This window comes from Domibacillus sp. PGB-M46 (assembly GCF_022668875.1).
In the GTDB taxonomy this organism is placed as follows: domain Bacteria; phylum Bacillota; class Bacilli; order Bacillales; family Domibacillaceae; genus Domibacillus.
Genome location: NZ_JAKGCR010000023.1, coordinates 36,683 through 55,417 on the forward strand (window position 1 = coordinate 36,683; position 18,735 = coordinate 55,417).

The window sequence follows — 18,735 nt, forward strand, 5'->3', positions numbered from 1 at the left end:
ACCACTGTAGGGTATTTAATAAACATAAGAACTTATTTTGTTATTTTAGAAATGGTGGTTAAAAATTCTTTCACAACGGCCGGATCGTCTTGTTTCAGCCGTTCAATCACGCACGTGTTAATGTGACTCTCTAACAAAACCCGAGAAACAGAGTCTAATGCTGCCTGAGCTGCTGAGATTTGGTGCAAAATATCATCACAATAAGCTTTTTTCATCATCATATTTTTTATTCCTTTGACTTGTCCCTCTATCCTGTTCATTCTTTTAATGACCTTATTTTGCAAGTCATTGGGATAGTTTCCCTGTTCTTTTTTCTGGGTGCTGCAACATGTTTCCTTAGAAAGCACTGTAAAGTCTTCCAACTATCCCCGCCCCCCTTAAAATACCACATCAACCGTTTGAACGATTATCTTAGCCTTAATTTATCATACCCCCTGCGGGTATGTCAACCTCTAAAGTATAATGCATATAAAAACAGCTGTGGTGTTGGTTACATATCCTCTTATTGCTTTCACAGTCATATACGTTGTTATAATAACAAAAGAAATGAACAACATTTTTTATTTGTGCTATGCATTTAGTTATGTTTACGATTATGCAACATATCCAACTCTATCCAAGTATTATGTAATAGAGATTTTTTAAGCACACTTTACATGTTCCACACATTATAGTGGCAGAAGTTAAAATAAAAAGCGAAATCAAAAAGGCTTGGAAGTCGCGTTTCCAAGGTCTTTATAAAATGAATTTTCTCATTACTGAATGAAAAGGCTATTGTTGCACAAATGCTTCTTGGTCTCGTGAACCTCTCAACCTAAATCAAAGGCTTCCCTTATCTTGAATACGGTACGTCTTCATTTCATTACCATACGGGGTTTATCTATTGCTCATGCGACTATTATGCGTTGGGTACATTAATATAGATCAAAACTAGATGAGCGAGTAAGACGACACCTTAAGCCGGCATACGGCTCTTGATGAGTAGGTGAGACATAATCAAAGTCAAATTATAGAGGGGATGCCTTTGTATCGGACAGTTGATTCTGAAGGAGCATTCCCTCTATGAGATTAAAATCAATGGCTTTACTTCCTACATTAAACTTTGGATTCACAGCCTCACTTAGTCTTTTTGATACTCCGTCTAAAACCTAGGATTCAAGTTATCCATTTCAGGATTTCATGAATCCTAGGGCTTGATAAAATAATAATAATCGAGTTTCATTGGAGTATTAAGAGAGAAATTAATATTTTAACACACTCTTTTGTTAATGATTCAAGAATAAAGCCATTTTAGACAAGTAACTTGTATTCATATTATAGAATCACTAGAATCTTTAAGGCTCCAACTCAAATAAAAAATCTATGCTCTATCTACAATTTAATCCATCATTCCATGTTGTCTTATTATTATCCTTGATAACTTTGTTCTTTTTTTAGTGTTTTTGTTCGCCCGCCAATAAAAATGACTATCCCTAAAATCAAGAGAATTATTGAAGGTATTGTAACTCCAATACTTTGACCAGCATTTAAATGTGAAAACACGGCACCTGCCATAAGTAGCACTGACCCTCCAGAAGCCAGTAAAGTGAATTGTGATTTCCAAAACCCAATTAACAATCCAATCGCTCCTAGAATTTCAAATACGCCGACAATGTACATAAATTCTACTGAATAACTAAACGCTTCTGTAAACACCTGAACTTGTTGTTCATTACCAGTTACCTTCTTAACACCAGCAAGAATAAAAGCAATGGAAAAAAATCCTTGAATAATACGAAGCACCCATTTCATATAAGATCCCCTTTATATTTAATTTAATTCTTCAACGCTTAAAGTTGAAAAAACCAGCCGGACAGTGGCGAGTCGTCTCAACTCTTTTGTTCCACATCTCCGATAAAAAAAGCTATATAACTGACTACAGTGATTTACTACCTTAAATGTTCTCCTAAAAATTGTTTTATTAAATTCGTAATAACGTCTAAGTCCTCCTCTAAAGCAAAGTGTCCTGTATTTAATAAATGAACTTCACAATCTTTTAAATCTTTTTGGTAAGCGAGAGCTCCTTCTGGTCCAAAAAAAGGGTCATTTTTCCCCCATGCTACTAATGTCGGAGGCTGATGGATTCTAAAGTATTCCTGCCAGCTAGGATATTTTATGAGGTTATTTCGATAATCATAAAGTAATGAAATTTGTATTTCTTTGTTGTCCGTACGTTCCAAAACAAATTGATCCATATTCCATGCATCAGGACTAATTCGATCAGGGTGGCGAGTCCCGTGTGTATATAAATACTTTGTAGTATCTGCTGACAGGAGAGCGTATAAATTATTCTTATTTTCCTCGGTAGGATTCTCCCAATAAGCACGTACAGGATCCCAAGCAGACAATAACCCTTCTTCATACGCATTTCCATTTTGAGTAATAATCGTTTGGATTCATTCAGGATGCTTGGCCGCTAATCTCAATCCTACTGGAGCGCCGTAATCTTGAATATAGAGACTAAATTTCTCTAGCTGCAGTTTTTCTACAAATTTGTTTATAAGAAGAGTCAGGTTATCAAAAGTATATTCGAATTCAGTCATTACAGGCTGATCGCTATTTCCGAAGCCTGGATAATCTGGTGCAATAACATGATATTCACCCATGAGTTTATTGATCAAATTTCGATACATATGAGAAGAAGACGGGAAACCATGAAGCAATAAAATGGTAGGATTACTTGTATTGCCGGCTTCTCGATAAAAAATATTAATACCATTAATACTTACTGTTTTGTATTGTACGAACATGCTTTCACCTCAAATTAGTTTATTATTTTGATGACCTATTTTACAATATTTTGTAATATTAATAGCTTCTTTTACTATTAACAAATCTTAATGAGAATTCGTTATCAGAACCTGTCACAGATTTAATAGCAGCATCAGTACCAATCCCATTCGTTAATTCCATAATTGTTTCATATAATAACTTCTGCGTTTTCTAGTTGCGAAACAATAGCCTTAAGGTGTAGAAGCTGTTGTTTTAAGGTTGTAACTTTTAACCCTTACCCTTTGTGGCTTTGTTACAATATTTTGTTCAATTTAACTTTCGTAATACCCATCTGAATTCATCGTTTTTTTAATATAAAGTGTTTACCGGGTATACATGTCATAAATCTGATCTAGCTTTTTCTTTAATCGATCAAAACGAACAAACCGATCCTCTCGTATATATTCCTTTTGATCTATCATCAAAAGCATAATAGGAACTGTAAAAACCAAAAATTTTTCTGCTACTTCTTCTACCTTATTGGCATCAATATGCCCTAGGTGGATAAGTGGGTAATGACCCAGCAGTTCCCTCAGCTTATATAATATAGCGTGACACGTACTACACTCCGGTCTGGATATATACAAGAAGCTAAACTCATTATTTTCAAGAAACTCTTCTACCATCTTTAGCGTAGTTAGCTCATTTAGTTTTTCCATATTGATTCCCCATCTAAAGGTTTTCTAGATCCGCAAAATTGCCTTTCAGGTTCTGCTCCTGTGATTACAAGCGCCTTACCTATTTCCTTCTAATCTAAATTAATAAATGTTCCTTAACCAAAAGGTCTGTTTACTCGTATTTTAGAGAGTCACCGTCGAACGGGCTGCCTGCAACCTTAATAGAATCTGTAGGACATCCTTCAAACGCATCCATCATATCTTCATATAAGATTTCAGGAACTTCAGTCACCCCTTGGTTATCGTCTAATACAACAAACGCAATTCCTTCATCATCATAATCGTATATATCAGGAGCCGCCGCCCCACAGGCTCCACACGCAATACAAGTTTCTTTATCAACAATTGTATATTTGGACAATTAAATGAACTCCTTTCTATTTTCTATTGATTAATAATACAATACTAGGGTATGGTATCAAAATAGTTGGATATAACCTGCTGACCAATTTAGTAGCAGGATATATAATATCTCTATTTAACACCTTTCTTATTTTATTAATATTTTATTCAAATCCAATCAGGATTTTTGGTTTGTTCATAAACCCTAACAACAATTTATATTTAAGTTAAACACCATTTGTTCCTCGCTATTAATGGCTAACTTTCGCCTGTTTTTTCCTTTTTTGATATAAGGCACCTGTCAGTGTAACGATAAATACTAAAGACCACCAAATCACTTTTAAAAGCTTCAATATGGTCCGCTCCTTTTTCTTTGGCTCTCACGTTTTTAAATACAAACGTCGGAACTATTCTTATATCAATTAATTTGATTATGTCCTCTTCTTTAGAAAGTTGTTTCGTTAAATCATTATTCAATATAAGATACGTTATTTTCGAAAAGAAACTCTTTCTTTGTCTGGCAATCTGAGCAGTTAGGTCTTGTATATAGCTCAAGTTGAACGTTTGTCATAAACAATCCCTTTATTATTTTTTAACTTCTATAACGAATGGATAGACATTGACCTGTCCTCCAAATTTGAATTCAGCCCAAAGCTTATAAATACCCGGCTTAGCAAACTGCGTGCCAAATACAGTTTTATCATCCGCTACCGGGTGAACATGAATATATTTTTCTCCACCTTCATCTAAGATAACAACATGGCCTAAAGCGCCTAAATACCGGTCAGGCTTTGCGTCTTTCACATTAAAATTAAGAGTAATCTCCTTATTGACCTCAAATGAACGAGTGGTTAAGTCAACTGTTTGGCCATTAATTGTCTTTGTAAATTCCATATCTGCCACAAGATCGTTTCCGCCATGTTCATTTGGAATATTACCAACATGCAGTTCAATCGGCTCAACTGAATAATTCAAGCCTTTTGGTTTGATGTCCACAAATACTTTATAAGAATTATCAGCTAAATTCACCTTCGTTTGATAAACTCCTGCGCTCTTTTTTTCAGGATGTAAATGATGATACTCTTGCAGGTCCGAACTGACCACTATTAAATGCATATTTTTTTCATGGGAAACTTCTAGTTCAGGAGCATGATTATTTTTGTCTTTTAACTCAATTATGATTTCTCCGTTCACATAGGACACTGTGCGTGTAATCTCGCTAGGAGCGGCTGCACCATGACTGCCGTGACTGTCATGGTTGCTTTGATTATCCACAGCTTCCTCTTCTTGAACCGTCGCTGCTGTATGATCGGTGTGCTCACCCGCTTTTGGATTCATACTTGCATATACGCTGTATCCTGCGATAACAACTCCGAGATACAAAACAGCTGAAGCAGCCCAAACCATAATGCTTTTTTTCATAGGTACTTCCCCTTTCTACCCTATTTAACCCTTCAACTTAATCCGCTGCAGTCTTAGGGCATTGAGAACAACAGATACAGAGCTGAACGCCATCGCTGCACCGGCCAGCCATGGGGCTAGGAAGCCTGCCGCCGCAATTGGGACACCGAGGGCGTTATACGCAAGTGCCCAGAAAAGATTTTGCTTAATATTCGCGATCGTCTTCTTACTCATGAAAATCGCATCTGCAATGCTCGTTAATTCACCACGGATGAGGGTAATGTCTGCAGCTTCCATGGCTACGTCGGTACCTGTGCCAATCGCCATCCCGATATCAGCCACAGCCAAGGCAGGAGCGTCGTTGATCCCATCGCCAACCATGGCTACTTTTTTGCCGGCCAGCTGAAGCTTTTTCACTTCTTCCGCTTTTCCTTCCGGCAAAACTTCTGCGATGACCTGCTTAATTCCAACCTGCTTTGCAATTGCCTGGGCTGTCTGGGTGTTGTCTCCTGTGATCATCACTACCTCTAACCCCATGTTCTGAAGACGGGCAATGGCCTCTTTCGAGGTTTCCTTAATGGTATCCGCAACGGCGACAATACCAGCATAGCGCCCATCAATAGCTGCTAACATAGCTGTTTTCCCTTGCTTCTCCAGGTTCTCCATTTTTGTTAATTCATCCTGCACATTGATGTTATACTTCGCCATCAATCTGCGGGTACCAATGAGTAATTGTCTGCCTTTTATCGTCGATTCGATACCAAAACCAGGAATAGCTTCGAACGTATCGGATGATCCCAGCTCAATGCCTTTTTCCTTAATGCCTTCAACAATCGCTTCGGCAAGGGGATGCTCTGAGTTTTTCTCCGCCGTGCCAACAAGGGCAAGAAATTCGTTTTCCTCAACACCTTCTGCCAGGATAACATCCGTTAAAGATGGCTTTCCCTTTGTAACCGTACCTGTTTTATCCAGGATGATCGTATCTAAACGGTGCGTTGTTTCAAGATGTTCTCCACCCTTAAATAAAATCCCAAATTCAGCTGCACGGCCTGAACCCGCCATAATAGAAGTTGGTGTCGCCAAGCCAAGTGCACAAGGGCAGGCAATAACCAATACGGCAATGAATTTTTCAAGAGCTTCCGCAAATTCTCCAGGGCTTACAGCGAAATACCACACAAGGAAGGTTATAATCGCTATGCCTACGACAATCGGCACGAAAATGCCGGAAATCACATCAGCCAGACGCTGGATCGGCGCTTTAGAACCTTGCGCTTCCTCGACTACTTTAATGATCTGGGCTAAAGCGGTATCTTTCCCCACTTTAGTCGCTTTGATTTTCAGGAAACCATTTTTATTAATGGTTGACCCGATCACATGGTCTCCAACCGTTTTATCAATTGGAATGCTTTCCCCGGTCAGCATGGATTCATCAAGCGCAGACCGGCCTTCCGCGATTTCTCCATCAACTGGTACTTTTTCACCCGGTCTCACAAAAACAATATCGCCTTGCAAAACGTCTTCAATTGGAATAATCATTTCCTGGCCATCACGAACGACCGTCGCATTTTTTGCCTGTAATCCCATGAGTTTCTTGATCGCTTCAGAGGACCGGCCTTTTGCCCTCGCCTCGAACAATTTCCCCAAAATAATTAACGTGATAAGGACAGCACTTGTTTCATAGTAAAGTTCAACTGTATGGGCATTTGACCCAATGGATACAATACTTAAATACAAGCTGTAGAAATAGGCGGCCGATGTGCCCAATGCCACAAGTACATCCATATTTGCACTCTTGTTTCTTAATGCTTTAAAAGCACCTACGTAAAACTGTCTTCCTACAATAAATTGAACAGGTGTTGCGAGGGCAAATTGTGCCCAAGGATTCATAAACATATCAGGTAACCAAATGAAAGACGTAAATTCAAAATGGCTGACCATTGCCCATAATAAAGGAAAAGACAAAACGGCTGAGAAAATAAATTTACCTGTTTGCCGTTCGATTTCTTTCTGTCGGTGATCTACTTGTTCCCCTACTTTTTCTTGTTTTTGTTCAAGAGTATAGCCTAACTTTTTGATTGCCTCTTTCATATCAGCAATCGAGACTTGATCGGGGTTATATTCGACAAGAACCGATTCTAAAGCGAAGTTAACGGCTGCTTTATCAACGCCATCTAATTTGTTTAGCCTTTTTTCAATTTTATTGGCACAAGCAGCACAAGTCATTCCGGTAATATCAAATTCTACTTTATCGGTTACAATGGAATATCCTAAAGATTGAACTTTCTCCTTAAATTTCGTTATGTCTGTTTTATCTGGGTCGTATTTAATGTTTGTTTTCTCAAGAGCAAAATTCACGTTTGCTTCTTCTACACCCTCCACCTTTTTCAACCCTTTTTCAATTCTCGTTGCACAAGCGGCACAAGTCATTCCTGCTATTTGCAGGGTTGTTTCCTTCTGGCTCATATTTTACACTCCTATCCCAATATACTCCATAGGGGTATGTTTTTTCGAAAAATAAAACAAATCATGGCGAGAACGTCATGATCCGTTTTATTTTTGATGAATGATCAACTTACTCTTAAGCGGGCTGATCTACATCGTATCCTTGGTCTTCAATCACATCTGTAATTTCTTTTAAAGTGGTTATATTTGAATCAAATGTAACGTCCACTTTTTTTTCATCAAGATGAACTTTAACAGAGTCAACACCGCTTATTTTACTTACATTTTCTTCAATTGATTTTACACAATGTCCACAAGACATTCCTTGTACATTAAGTGTCACTTGTTGCATAAAAAACTCCTCCTTAAATATTCATCTAATTTTCACATCTTTATCTTACCATACCCCTGTAGGGTAGTAAATAAAAATATAATTTATTTTGTTATTTTAGAAATAGTGGTTAACACTCTTTTACAATGTTTGGATCGTCTGTTTGCCTCAACTCTTTAATTATCCAAGTGTTGATGTGACGCTCTAAAAAACTCGGGACACAGAATCTAATGCTGCTTAAACTGCTGAGATTTGGTGTGAACTATCATCATAGTAAGCTTTCCCTGTTCTCATTTTTTTATGCCTTTAATTTGACTTTCTATTCTGCTCATTCTTTTAATGAAAGTGACTTGCAAATTTTTTGAATAGCGTCCACTTTCCTTTTTTGCTACAACATGTTTCATCAGAAAGCATTGCCAAGCCTCTCACTTGCATACCATATCTCAATAGAAAATAAACTACTTAAAATATTGGCTTGTTAATCAAATTAACCATACCCTTGTTGGGTATGTAAAAGTTTGAAGTAAAACGCCAGCATTAACATGACTGGCTTTATACTACTTAAGACTTTGAAAAACGTTCAAAGACCTCCATTAATTCTCTAATAGCTTCATCTGCATCTCCATCTTTTATGGCATCAGACACACAATGCTGTGTATGCTTTTCTAATAAATGAAGCCCTACTTTATTCATGGCTGCATTGATAGCAGAGATTTGTGTAAGAATATCCACACAATATCGGTCATTTTCAATCATATTTTGGATACCGCGTACTTGACCCTCTATTCGTTTTAATCGGGTAATTAACTGGTCTTTATCTTTTGTCGATCTATGTGTGGTCTTTGTCTCTTCAGAGGTGCTCATATAATTATCACCAACCTGCCTTTAAAATTTTCTATGCTAATCAAATGTTTACCTATACATAACGGGGGTACCATATGATTGTAACATAAAATCTCTAGGAGGAATATTAAAATGAATGAGCAATTTAAAGAATGTATCGAGGAATGTCTTGCTTGCTTAACTGAATGTAATCATTGTTATGATTCATGCTTGAGAGAAGAAGACCTGAAAATGGTTGTAGAATGTATTCGACTTACCCGGGAGTGCGCTGATATTTGTGGTTATGCTGCCTCAGCTATGTCTCGTGACAGTCAGTTTTCTGCTCAAATTTGTAAGCTATGTGCCGACATTTGTGAAGCATGTGCAAATGAATGCGCAAAACACGGTAACCATCACGAGCATTGTAAAAAATGTGCTGAAGCTTGCAGAAAATGTGCAGATGTTTGTAGAAGTATGGCAGTTAGCTGATCAAGAAAAAAATTAAATTTTGGAGCATCTTTATAACAACTCAAAAGATCAAACAGGGTAAATCTTATTCGTTTAATCCTGTTTGATTTTTGATATACAAATATTCAATTTTCACTTTAAATACCTCCAATAATAGAAAAAAGCAAAACTCTACCTAATTTTAGGTAATTAGTTTTGCCTGATTAAACAGTTACAATCCGCCGCTTTATATGCTTATTTTATTTTAGCGAGCGCTTAATAAATTTTTACACCTATTCTGACAATTACTCGTAGGCAGTTGACACCCCTAGGTCCTTAACTGTAATACTCATATGGTTCATTATTCCAGAAATTGGTAGCGCGCTCCTACCTGCTGCTCAAATACCATCAATATTTGTTTTTCATTCTGGAGTTACATCAAGAATTGTTTTTAACCTCGGCTCAGTCCCCAATTTTGTGACTAATCCTGTTTTTTCAGCAATATCAACTAGCATGCCGGTGGCTACAATGACATGATTTGCTTCATATTCCTGTTGGTCAGCTTCAACTTTAAAACCATCTTCAGATTTAGTAATATTCATTACTGTAGCCTCTACGATTTCAGCACCAAATTTGCGAATCTGGTCTTTACCTGCTTTGACTAAATCGGGACCGTTGATTTCTTTAACACCGTAATAGTTTTCAATCCATGCTCGTTTAGTTACACTTTTATCATTATCAACGACCAGCGTTTACTTCCCGGCTTTTGCTGTAAATAAGGCTGCACTTGAACCAGCAGGGCCAGCGCCAATGATTAAAACATCATGCACCTTAAAACCTCCAGTATTGAAATTTAAAAATCAATTACTAATTAGGTTTCATCATCCAAGTGCTTCTGTTCCATTAGTATCACGCGAATTTACAGCTTTAAGCAATTTGGATACAAATAATATTAACTTTTACCATGTCAATCTGTAACTCGCTGTCCCGATTTCTATCTTACAATTATTACCTTAGACGTTCTCCTAAAAATTGTTTTATCAGATTAGTACTAGTTTCTAATTCTTCTTCTAAAGGAAAATGTCCCGTATTTAACAAATGAACCCCACAATCTTTTAGATCTTTTTGGTAAGCCAAGGCTCCTTCTGGTCCAAAGAAAATATCGTTTTTCCCCCATGCTACTAATGTAGGAGGTTGATATGTTCTAAAGTATTCCTGCCAGTTAGGATACTGTTTAAGGTTGTTTCGATAATCAAAAAATAGTGCAAGTTGTATTTCTTTGTTGTCGGGACGATCCAAAACGAATTGATCCATATTCCATGCATCAGGGCTGATTCGATCGGGGTTACGAGTTCCCTGTATATATTGATACTTTGTAAAGTCCACTGATAGAAGGGCTTTTAAATTATTTTTATTTTCTTCAGTAGGATTTTCCCAATAAGTGCGTATAGGATTCCAAGCAGACAATAATCCTTCCTCATAAGCATTTCCATTTTGAGTTATAATAGCTTGAATTCGTTCGGGGTGTTTCGTTGCTATTCTGAATCCTACTGGTGCGCCGTAATCGTGAACATAGATACTAAATTTATCTAATTTTAATTTTTGTATAAAATCATTTAATAGTTGAGCTAAGCTATCAAAAGTATATTCAAATTCATCCATTTCGGGCTGATCACTATTTCCGAAACCTGGATAATCTGGCGCGATAATGTGATATTCATCCATCAATTTAGTTATCAAGTTTCGATACATATGAGAAGAAGACGGGAAACCATGAAGCAATAAAATTGTAGGATTACTTGTACTACCGGCTTCTCGATAAAAGATATTAATGTCATTAATACTTACTGTTTTGTATTGTACGAACATGCTTTCACCTCAAATTAGTTTACTATTTCGATGGCCTATTTCACAATAATTTGTAATACTAATAGCTTCTTTTCATTTTAAAAATTATAATAAAAACCCGTTCTTACAACCTCTCGCAGGTTTAACTGCTGCATTAGTACCAGATCTATTTGTTAATTTCCTAACTGTTTCATTCAATGACTTCTGAGTTTATCGATTAAATTTAAATACACTTGCTGCTGTCAATCAGCTCTTCAGCTCTGACCAGATAAGCAATACTATACTGAAGCACTAGTTGTCCGACCTATACTAGGCAAACATCCGTTACTCGCTTGCACCAATTGAATCTGAATTTTTGGTTTTCAATTCCTGCTTTGTTAGTAATCCTTACAATTTCACCTTAATCTTTTTAGCAATATCTAATTTTCGGCTTCCGAGCATTTACTGATTTTCTTCTCCAGATGCTACAGATACTTTTCCCTCAAGATCTATTTGAACATCTGCTTTTTTTAACATATTTCCGATAGCACATCCTTTATCTGCAGCCAAAATTGTTCTATTAGCTGATTGGACCTGCTCTTCTGTTGCATTAGCAGAAAGAATAACATGAGGATAGTGGATAATTTTAAATCCTTCTTCCTTTGAATTGGTTGCTTCTGAATCCATTGTCAATCCAGCTACAGGTAATTTTCTTGTTTCAAGCATGGCAACAAGAGTCATCGAATAGCAGGCTGCCGCAGAGGTGACAAGTAATTCCTTTGGTTCTGTACCTTCTCCACTGCCGCCTAAAGACTCCGGTATCGCGATGTTTGTTTCAAGATGAGCAGCTTTAACTCTTCCAGCACCTTTTGTATTTCCATTCCAAACAATCTTTAAATTCGTTTTTAAACTATCCATAAATGTCACTCCTAAATTATATATTTTTATGTTAACTAGTTAATTAGTTAACTGTACATAAATTCTATGTCTTAGCAGGATTGTTGTCAACTGCTCTTTATTAAACGGATGAAATATCCTAGAGGAGAACTTGATTTTTTAACATTTGTTCACTAAGCTAAACATATCTAGCTTGTTAGTTAACCCAGAAAGTTGGTTGTACAAATATGGAATATTCCAGCTCGCTTTTTAAAATTGATTCTCGGTCTCCTTTACCTATCAACGTGCAGATCAGAGAGCAGATCAAATGGTTAATCGGAAAAGATTTACTCAAACCGGGGGATACCCTTCCTTCGACCAATGAATTAGCGGAACAACTGTCCATTAACCGAAATACGATTCAGGGAGTCTATACTCAACTAAAAGAAGAGGGCCTTCTACTTATACAAAAAGGACGGGGAACACAAGTTGCCGGCGAGGAAGACATTGCGAGATTTAAAATCCAAAATCCTTATTTTTCTTTTGTAGAACAAACAATCAAGGATGCCTCTGAATTGGGTTTCAATATTGAAAATGTGTTGCTATCCAGCTTTGCCTACATGAAGCTATTCGGTCAGGCTTCTAAAAAAAATTTGCGTTATCTCTTTGTTGAATGCAAATTAAGTTCGTGCGTCTTCTATTTGGATGAAATAAAACGGATAACCTCTGCAGATATTCATACAATCGATATGTCATCAACAGAAAATGCCCTTATGGAGGCTATTCGCACTGCGGATATAATTGTAACGAGAGCTGATCTCGCAGAGAAGGTAAAGAAATTTGCCAATGCCGCTCAAAAAACCGTTATCTCCGTTGGTTCCACAAATGATGTGTCACTTCTACTAAACATGATAAGACAGTAACATCTAGGAATACATGACTATCGCCAGATTACACTGAACATCGATCATTTCATTGAGGAATTAGAAAGTTGCGGGGTGTACTACAGCTACAAATGAATTAAGGCAAAATTAAAAGGCATGAATCCGGATCAATAACAGATTCATGCCCTGAATGCTGCTTGATTGCTGCGTGTAACTTTTTGGGTTCAGATCAGGAAGAACCTATCCTGCTGACTATGCGTTAGGATGGGTTCTTGTTTTTTTAAGAGAGGGTCGTCTATCGTTTAAACTAAAATGCTCCTTTCTTAACCAGTATATTCATTTTGTGGAGAGGTTCTATAACCAGGTTCCCTTTCATCTACAAAGCAGACGTAATGCATACTTTCGACAATGCCTATAAAGAGAATAAGTATAAAGGAACCTTTTTCTCTATATTTCTATATGAGATTCGTGCATGTTAAGTTTTTCACCTATTCTCCTTTAGGTTCTATCCAAGTTGGTTATAAGTAATTAACCTGTGTATATGCACCGCTAGATAAGCAAGTTCATCATTTGGGATCGTTTTGCCATTAACTTGTTTTATATATTCCCGGATCTTAAAAGCGCCATCCATAGCCTGCGGATATAAATTTGCCATCTGCTCAAACAGCAGATCATTTTCATTATCTAGCATCTTATCCGCATAGAAACGTTCTACAAAGAATTTAACATGGGTAATGAAACGAGTATAATGAATATTGTCTTCATCAATGTTTATACCTAGCGTATACCGAACAAGGTTGACAATACTTCCGATCATTTTGGCATATCTCATACCGTCTCTAGACTCTTTTTGTTCCCCTCGGGCGTTAATTAAATGAAAAGCGATGTTTGCTGCTTCTTCTTTCGGCAGTTCGATCTCGAACCGCTCATTCATGAGCTTCACAGCGAGTTTTCCAATCTCGAATTCTTCCCTGTAATAATTTTTGATTTCCCAATAAACCCTATTCGTAATGTTCATGTTTTTCTTATATCTTTCAACAGCAAAATTTAAATGATCCATTAATGTGAAATAGATCCCTGTATTCAGCTTCGTATTCAGTTTCTCTTCCGCATAGCTGACAATTTTCTGCGTGATTTCTACAAACACTGGAGGAATAGAATCCAATAAACCAAGAAATTCTTTCACTTTAGCATTTTCAATTGGTATAAACATTTGGTCAGCCTGGCGTTCCTCAATAATATTGCCGGCTTTCTGTCCGTATCCAATCCCTTTGCCAAACAGAATGAATTCTTTTCTTTGTTCGTCTTCTGCCAGCACTACACTAGAATTGAGTACTTTTTTAATTTTAATCATTATAATCACCTTTTCACTAGAAAGCCGGACTGTTAATCCAAGCCTCACTGTTATTTCTAACTAAACAAACCTATACCTTTAGACATCTAAGATGCTAAAGCGTAACTTTTATAGGCATCTGATGATGCCATTTTTTAAAATGTAAAGGCCTGCTCACCTACATAAAGAACGTCATCACTCGATTGTAATACCTTTTCATTCATATATATAATTAATTTAACCTAGCTTTTTTATAAAAATATTGTTACCTAACAATCTGTCTGTTAATCATTATCCGGTAAAGAGAGGGGAGAAGGTTTCTAATTTTATTGAGTGGATCGTGCAAAAACAAGGGACATTTCTTTATTCCTAAAAGAAAATAGTATTTTAAACAGATTATAAATCATTTTTCCTGTCGATCAATTAAATAATAAAGAAAAAAGACACAAAAAATAAAAAGATTAGGAGTAAAATAAATTAAAAAATGTTAGAAAAGGGTTAGAAAATCAACACCTGCAATAAATATTGCAGTCCGGATCAATACGAGGTACGTTATTTTATGTGCCAATTGTTGATATGCGTATTCCACACTTTCTTCTGTTGTTCCAAACCTTTTTAAAATGCACATAAATAGTTAGATGCTTTTTTTGTAAACCTTTTCAATTTATGGTTCTTTTATTTAGAAAAGGAAAAATGCAGCTACTAGTGTTAGTTTTACTAAACCTCTTACTAGTAGCTACATAGCTATTGCCTAACTAAAGTTGTATTTATCTTCTCAAGTATTTATACAGCCTGTTATCGTGAACTTAAAGAGATGAAAAGCCACAAATATTTCTAAAGGCATGTACTTTATCATTACCTCTATACTTTTTATTGTGTTCATTATTCACTACTGAACACTACACTTCTTGCTGTTATACACACTATCTCTTATCAAACTTATTTCCAGATTGGTTTAGAAATCATTAATTATCACTCTAAATCTTCCCCATTCGATTGAATCACTTTCTTATACCAGTAAAAGGAATCTTTTTTCCTGCGTTCAAATGTGCCATTTCCGTTATCGTCTACATCTACATAGATAAAGCCGTATCTTTTTTTCATTTCACCGGTGCTTGCGGCAATAATATCGAGTGGACCCCACATTGTGTAACCCATGACAGGAATACCATCGATTTCAATCGCTTTTTTCATTTCTTTTAAATGATCTCTTAAATAGTCAATACGATACGAATCATGAACGCTTCCATCTTCTTCAACTTCGTCGACTGCGCCCAGCCCATTTTCTACAATCATTAGAGGCAGTTGATAACGGTCATATAAAAGATTTAATGAATACCGAAGGCCCATTGGATCAATAGACCATCCCCAGTCACTGGTTGGAAGATGAGGATTTTTATAGCCTGTTTTGACGCCATTCAGCCCTTTAAAATCTAAAGGGGTATTCTTTCCAACTACATGAGTTAAATAGTAACTATACGATAAGAAATCAACTTTACCCTTCATTAACTCATCCAAATCACCATTTTGAATAGGTAAAACAATGCCTTCCCGTTCAAATTCTTTTAATTTATAGGCTGGATAATAACCCCGGCATTGAACATCACAATAAAACAGCATTTTATGCATAAAATCAACCGTTGCCTGTATATCATCTGGATCACAGCTATTTGGATACGCAATATGGCCGGCATACATCATACCCACTTTATTATCGGAATCAATATCATGAGCCATCTGGACAGCTTTAGCGCTGGCTAAGAACTGGTGATAAGCAGCCGTCATTCTCGTCTGTTCATCATCAGAGTTAACCCCGCCCGCCATCCAGGCTTTGGTTGACATGACATTAATTTCATTAAATGTAAGCCAGTATTTCACTTTGCCTTTATACCGATTAAAAACGGTGCTGCAATACCGTAAATAAAAATCCACTACTTTACGGTTCTCCCATGAGCCGTATTTGAGTAATCCAAGCGGTGTCTCAAAATGAGAGAGGGTTACTAAGGGCTCGATCCCATATTGATGGCACGTATCAAAGACTTCGTCATAATGCTTCAAGCCTGCTTCGTTAGGCACTTCTTCATCTCCATTTGGAAAGATTCTTGACCAGGCAATGGACATGCGGTAACACTTGAATCCCATTTCAGCAAACAGCGCGATATCTTCTTTAAAACGATGATAATGGTCAACCGCGTGGTGGCTCGGATAATAGTTTCCTTTCACTACACTATCTGTAATTTCTCTCGGAACCCCATGTACACCTGCTGTCATGACATCTGCTGTACTTAATCCTTTTCCATCACTTAAATACGCGCCTTCAGCTTGATTGGCCGCGGTTGCACCACCCCACAGAAAGTTCTCCGGAAATCCTTTTCCCATACCTAATCTCCTCCAATTAGTTTCCTAACGCCGTTACCAGCATTAACGATCCATTATGATCAGCCTGCTTGACGTCCTCGACTTTTACTGAGTATTGATCTTTGTTAGTCACGACGGCAATTGTGACTGGATCAAATCCTTCTTCAATAATTTTGTTAAGGTCAAATTTCACTAGCAAATCGCCAGCTTTTACTTCATCTCCAACTTTTACGAGCGATTCAAAATATTTCCCATTTAGTTGAACTGTATCAATACCAATATGGAATAGCATTTCAGCTCCATTGGTAGTTTCCATTCCAAGTGCATGGTTTGTATTAAAAACCATTTTAATTGTTCCATCAGCAGGCGCATACAGTTCTCCTGTTGATGGAATGACTGCAATTCCGTCACCCATTACTTTGGTTGAAAATACACTATCATTTACTTCAGATAAAGGAATTACTTTTCCTGAAACCGGCTGTTTGATATGAACAGCTTCATCAACATTTACATTTTTATCAGGTGAATGTTCAGCTACTGTATTTTCAGCTTTTTCCTTGTCTTCTTTCCATGCAAACAGGGTAATCACAAAGGCCGATACAAAAGAAATCACCAAACCTAAAAGGGCATAAATGATATTATTACTGTCTTCTGGATCAATAAACATGGAGAAACTTGCAACACTTGGGCTTACAGGTGTAGTGCTCGAGACAGTAAATAAACCAAGACTTAAACCACCTATTAAACCTGCTGTTACAACACTATACAGTACTCGTTTTTTCTGCAATGTAATACCGTAAAGCGCAGGTTCCGAGATGCCAAACAATGCTGAAATGCCGGAAGATAGGGCTATAGATTTAAGCTCTGTATTCTTAGCACGTAAAGCGACTGCAAAGCACGCACCGCTTTCAGCCATATTATGTGCTAATAGTGCAGGTAAAAGCAGAAATTCTTTCCCTGTGGCAGTGATTGAATTGATTGCATACGGAGTTAAGGCTTTATGCATACCTGTAGCAATCATAAATGGAATAATAGTGGCAAGAAGGCCTACCGCAATCCATCCAGCTTTATCAAATAAGAACAAAATAGCAGTCGTTAATAACGATCCAGCCTCAAATCCTATTGGTCCGAAAACTAACAGTGTCATTGGAACGGTTAAAAGCAGTGACATCATTGGGATAAAGAAAACCCGAATAGGTTTTGGTGAAATTTTGGTAAAAAGTCTCTCCATGTATGCATAGAACATTACACCTAAAATGGATGGGAATACTTGCGCTGCATAATTAACATTTGTTACAGGGATAGAAAATAGAGTTGCTCCCTCGCCTAAAAGTTTTGTCATATCAGGGAATAAAAGTATACTCATAGCTGCAGCGGCAACTAAATGGTTAGCCTTCATTTTTGTTGCTGTTGTAATAGCAACGAGTATTGGTAAAAAGTAAAATACTGCACCGCTAATGGACGTTAGGATAATATAGGTTTGTCCCGTCTCATCTATCAGATTAAAAACAGATAACAGAAGCAACATTGATTTTAAAATACCGGCGCCTGCCATTGCTGGTACTAAAGGCTGGAATACACTAACTAAAAAGTCTAAAATTGTCGCTCCAACTTTTCGCTTTCCTTTTTGTGTATTAGTATTTTGCTGAGCGAAATTGCCGATCTTCTGCAATTCTTCATAAACTTCAATTACGTTATTTCCTATGATTACCTGAAATTGACCTTTATTAACTACTTCTAAAACCCCTTGTGTTTTTTTAAGTGCATCCACATCTGGCTTACTATCATCAGCAAGTGTAAAACGTAATCTTGTTGCACAATGTCCTAAGTGAGCTACATTTTGCTCACCGCCAACATGTTTTAAAATATCGGCTGCTATTTTTTTGTAATCCATTTCAAATCCTCCTTAACTGATTTAAATACGCTTACATTTCGGCCAAAATAATAAGCTAACAAAAAAGGCAGGATCCCTTAAAAACAATATAATATCGCCTGATATCATATCATCTTTAACGGATCCTGCCTGCATTACCAGTAACATGTCCTGTTTTATTTTGTTGAGCTGATTTTATTACATTCAAATATAAAATACAAGGGGTTAATCAATATTTTTATGAATTTTTTTCGTGTTTTTCATATGAAGAGAGCAAGCACCTCACGAAAACGAGATATACCATGCTAAAC

Annotated in this window: 18 protein-coding genes; 2 read left to right on the plus strand and 16 right to left on the minus strand. The window is 36.9% G+C overall.

Annotation, left to right across the window (positions count from 1 at the left end):
* Nucleotides 1-32: 32 nt before the first annotated feature.
* From L2D08_RS19205 to L2D08_RS19245, 10 genes are all read right to left on the minus strand, one after another.
* Nucleotides 33-362 carry a metal-sensitive transcriptional regulator gene (locus L2D08_RS19205; RefSeq protein ID WP_242236270.1) on the minus strand — a complete coding sequence of 110 codons (330 nt, stop codon included), beginning with the start codon at nt 360-362 and terminating at the stop codon, nt 33-35.
* A 1,045-nt stretch (nt 363-1,407) separates the two neighbouring features.
* Nucleotides 1,408-1,791, minus strand: a complete 384-nt coding sequence (locus tag L2D08_RS19210; RefSeq protein ID WP_242236272.1) for a DoxX family protein — start codon at nt 1,789-1,791, stop codon at nt 1,408-1,410.
* A gap of 137 nt (nt 1,792-1,928) precedes the next feature.
* Nucleotides 1,929-2,387, minus strand: coding sequence for an alpha/beta fold hydrolase (locus L2D08_RS24350; RefSeq protein WP_309241420.1), 459 nt, complete (start codon nt 2,385-2,387; stop codon nt 1,929-1,931).
* Nucleotides 2,388-2,435: 48 nt separating this feature from the next.
* The gene (locus L2D08_RS24355; RefSeq protein ID WP_309241421.1) at nt 2,436-2,789 is read right to left on the minus strand and encodes an alpha/beta fold hydrolase; all 354 of its coding nucleotides are present in this window, start codon (nt 2,787-2,789) and stop codon (nt 2,436-2,438) included.
* A 345-nt stretch (nt 2,790-3,134) separates the two neighbouring features.
* The gene (locus L2D08_RS19220; protein ID WP_242236274.1) at nt 3,135-3,470 is read right to left on the minus strand and encodes a thioredoxin family protein; all 336 of its coding nucleotides are present in this window, start codon (nt 3,468-3,470) and stop codon (nt 3,135-3,137) included.
* Nucleotides 3,471-3,600: 130 nt separating this feature from the next.
* Nucleotides 3,601-3,849 (minus strand): ferredoxin, encoded by a 249-nt coding sequence (locus L2D08_RS19225; RefSeq protein WP_242236276.1) that lies wholly within the window; start codon nt 3,847-3,849, stop codon nt 3,601-3,603.
* A 566-nt stretch (nt 3,850-4,415) separates the two neighbouring features.
* The gene (locus L2D08_RS19230) at nt 4,416-5,252 is read right to left on the minus strand and encodes a hypothetical protein (RefSeq protein WP_242236277.1); all 837 of its coding nucleotides are present in this window, start codon (nt 5,250-5,252) and stop codon (nt 4,416-4,418) included.
* Nucleotides 5,253-5,276: 24 nt separating this feature from the next.
* On the minus strand, nt 5,277-7,694 hold the full coding sequence (locus L2D08_RS19235) for a heavy metal translocating P-type ATPase (RefSeq protein ID WP_242236279.1): 2,418 nt from the start codon (nt 7,692-7,694) through the stop codon (nt 5,277-5,279).
* Between the two features lie 115 nt (nt 7,695-7,809).
* Nucleotides 7,810-8,025 (minus strand): copper chaperone CopZ, encoded by a 216-nt coding sequence (gene copZ, locus L2D08_RS19240; protein ID WP_242236281.1) that lies wholly within the window; start codon nt 8,023-8,025, stop codon nt 7,810-7,812.
* Between the two features lie 540 nt (nt 8,026-8,565).
* Nucleotides 8,566-8,868, minus strand: coding sequence for a metal-sensing transcriptional repressor (locus tag L2D08_RS19245; protein ID WP_242236282.1), 303 nt, complete (start codon nt 8,866-8,868; stop codon nt 8,566-8,568).
* A 111-nt stretch (nt 8,869-8,979) separates the two neighbouring features.
* On the opposite strand from L2D08_RS19245, the gene L2D08_RS24700 reads away from it, so the two are divergent.
* Complete coding sequence (locus tag L2D08_RS24700) at nt 8,980-9,315, plus strand: four-helix bundle copper-binding protein (protein WP_242236284.1); 336 nt, start codon at nt 8,980-8,982, stop codon at nt 9,313-9,315.
* A gap of 380 nt (nt 9,316-9,695) precedes the next feature.
* Here the strand turns inward: L2D08_RS24700 and L2D08_RS24565 are convergent, their stop codons facing one another.
* From L2D08_RS24565 to L2D08_RS19265, 3 genes are all read right to left on the minus strand, one after another.
* Entirely contained in the window at nt 9,696-9,875 is a 180-nt protein-coding gene (locus L2D08_RS24565) for a hypothetical protein (RefSeq protein WP_375337619.1), read from the minus strand.
* A gap of 406 nt (nt 9,876-10,281) precedes the next feature.
* Nucleotides 10,282-11,142 carry an alpha/beta fold hydrolase gene (locus tag L2D08_RS19260; RefSeq protein ID WP_242236286.1) on the minus strand — a complete coding sequence of 287 codons (861 nt, stop codon included), beginning with the start codon at nt 11,140-11,142 and terminating at the stop codon, nt 10,282-10,284.
* Between the two features lie 420 nt (nt 11,143-11,562).
* Entirely contained in the window at nt 11,563-12,018 is a 456-nt protein-coding gene (locus L2D08_RS19265; RefSeq protein ID WP_242236288.1) for an OsmC family protein, read from the minus strand.
* A 206-nt stretch (nt 12,019-12,224) separates the two neighbouring features.
* On the opposite strand from L2D08_RS19265, the gene L2D08_RS19270 reads away from it, so the two are divergent.
* Nucleotides 12,225-12,899 (plus strand): GntR family transcriptional regulator, encoded by a 675-nt coding sequence (locus L2D08_RS19270; protein WP_242236290.1) that lies wholly within the window; start codon nt 12,225-12,227, stop codon nt 12,897-12,899.
* A 466-nt stretch (nt 12,900-13,365) separates the two neighbouring features.
* Here L2D08_RS19270 and L2D08_RS19275 read toward each other — a convergent pair whose 3' ends face one another.
* From L2D08_RS19275 to L2D08_RS19285, 3 genes are all read right to left on the minus strand, one after another.
* The gene (locus tag L2D08_RS19275) at nt 13,366-14,214 is read right to left on the minus strand and encodes a PRD domain-containing protein (RefSeq protein ID WP_242236292.1); all 849 of its coding nucleotides are present in this window, start codon (nt 14,212-14,214) and stop codon (nt 13,366-13,368) included.
* Nucleotides 14,215-15,165: 951 nt separating this feature from the next.
* Nucleotides 15,166-16,572 carry a glycoside hydrolase family 1 protein gene (locus L2D08_RS19280; RefSeq protein WP_242236294.1) on the minus strand — a complete coding sequence of 469 codons (1,407 nt, stop codon included), beginning with the start codon at nt 16,570-16,572 and terminating at the stop codon, nt 15,166-15,168.
* A 16-nt stretch (nt 16,573-16,588) separates the two neighbouring features.
* Nucleotides 16,589-18,445, minus strand: a complete 1,857-nt coding sequence (locus L2D08_RS19285) for a beta-glucoside-specific PTS transporter subunit IIABC (protein ID WP_242236296.1) — start codon at nt 18,443-18,445, stop codon at nt 16,589-16,591.
* Nucleotides 18,446-18,735 lie beyond the last annotated feature (290 nt).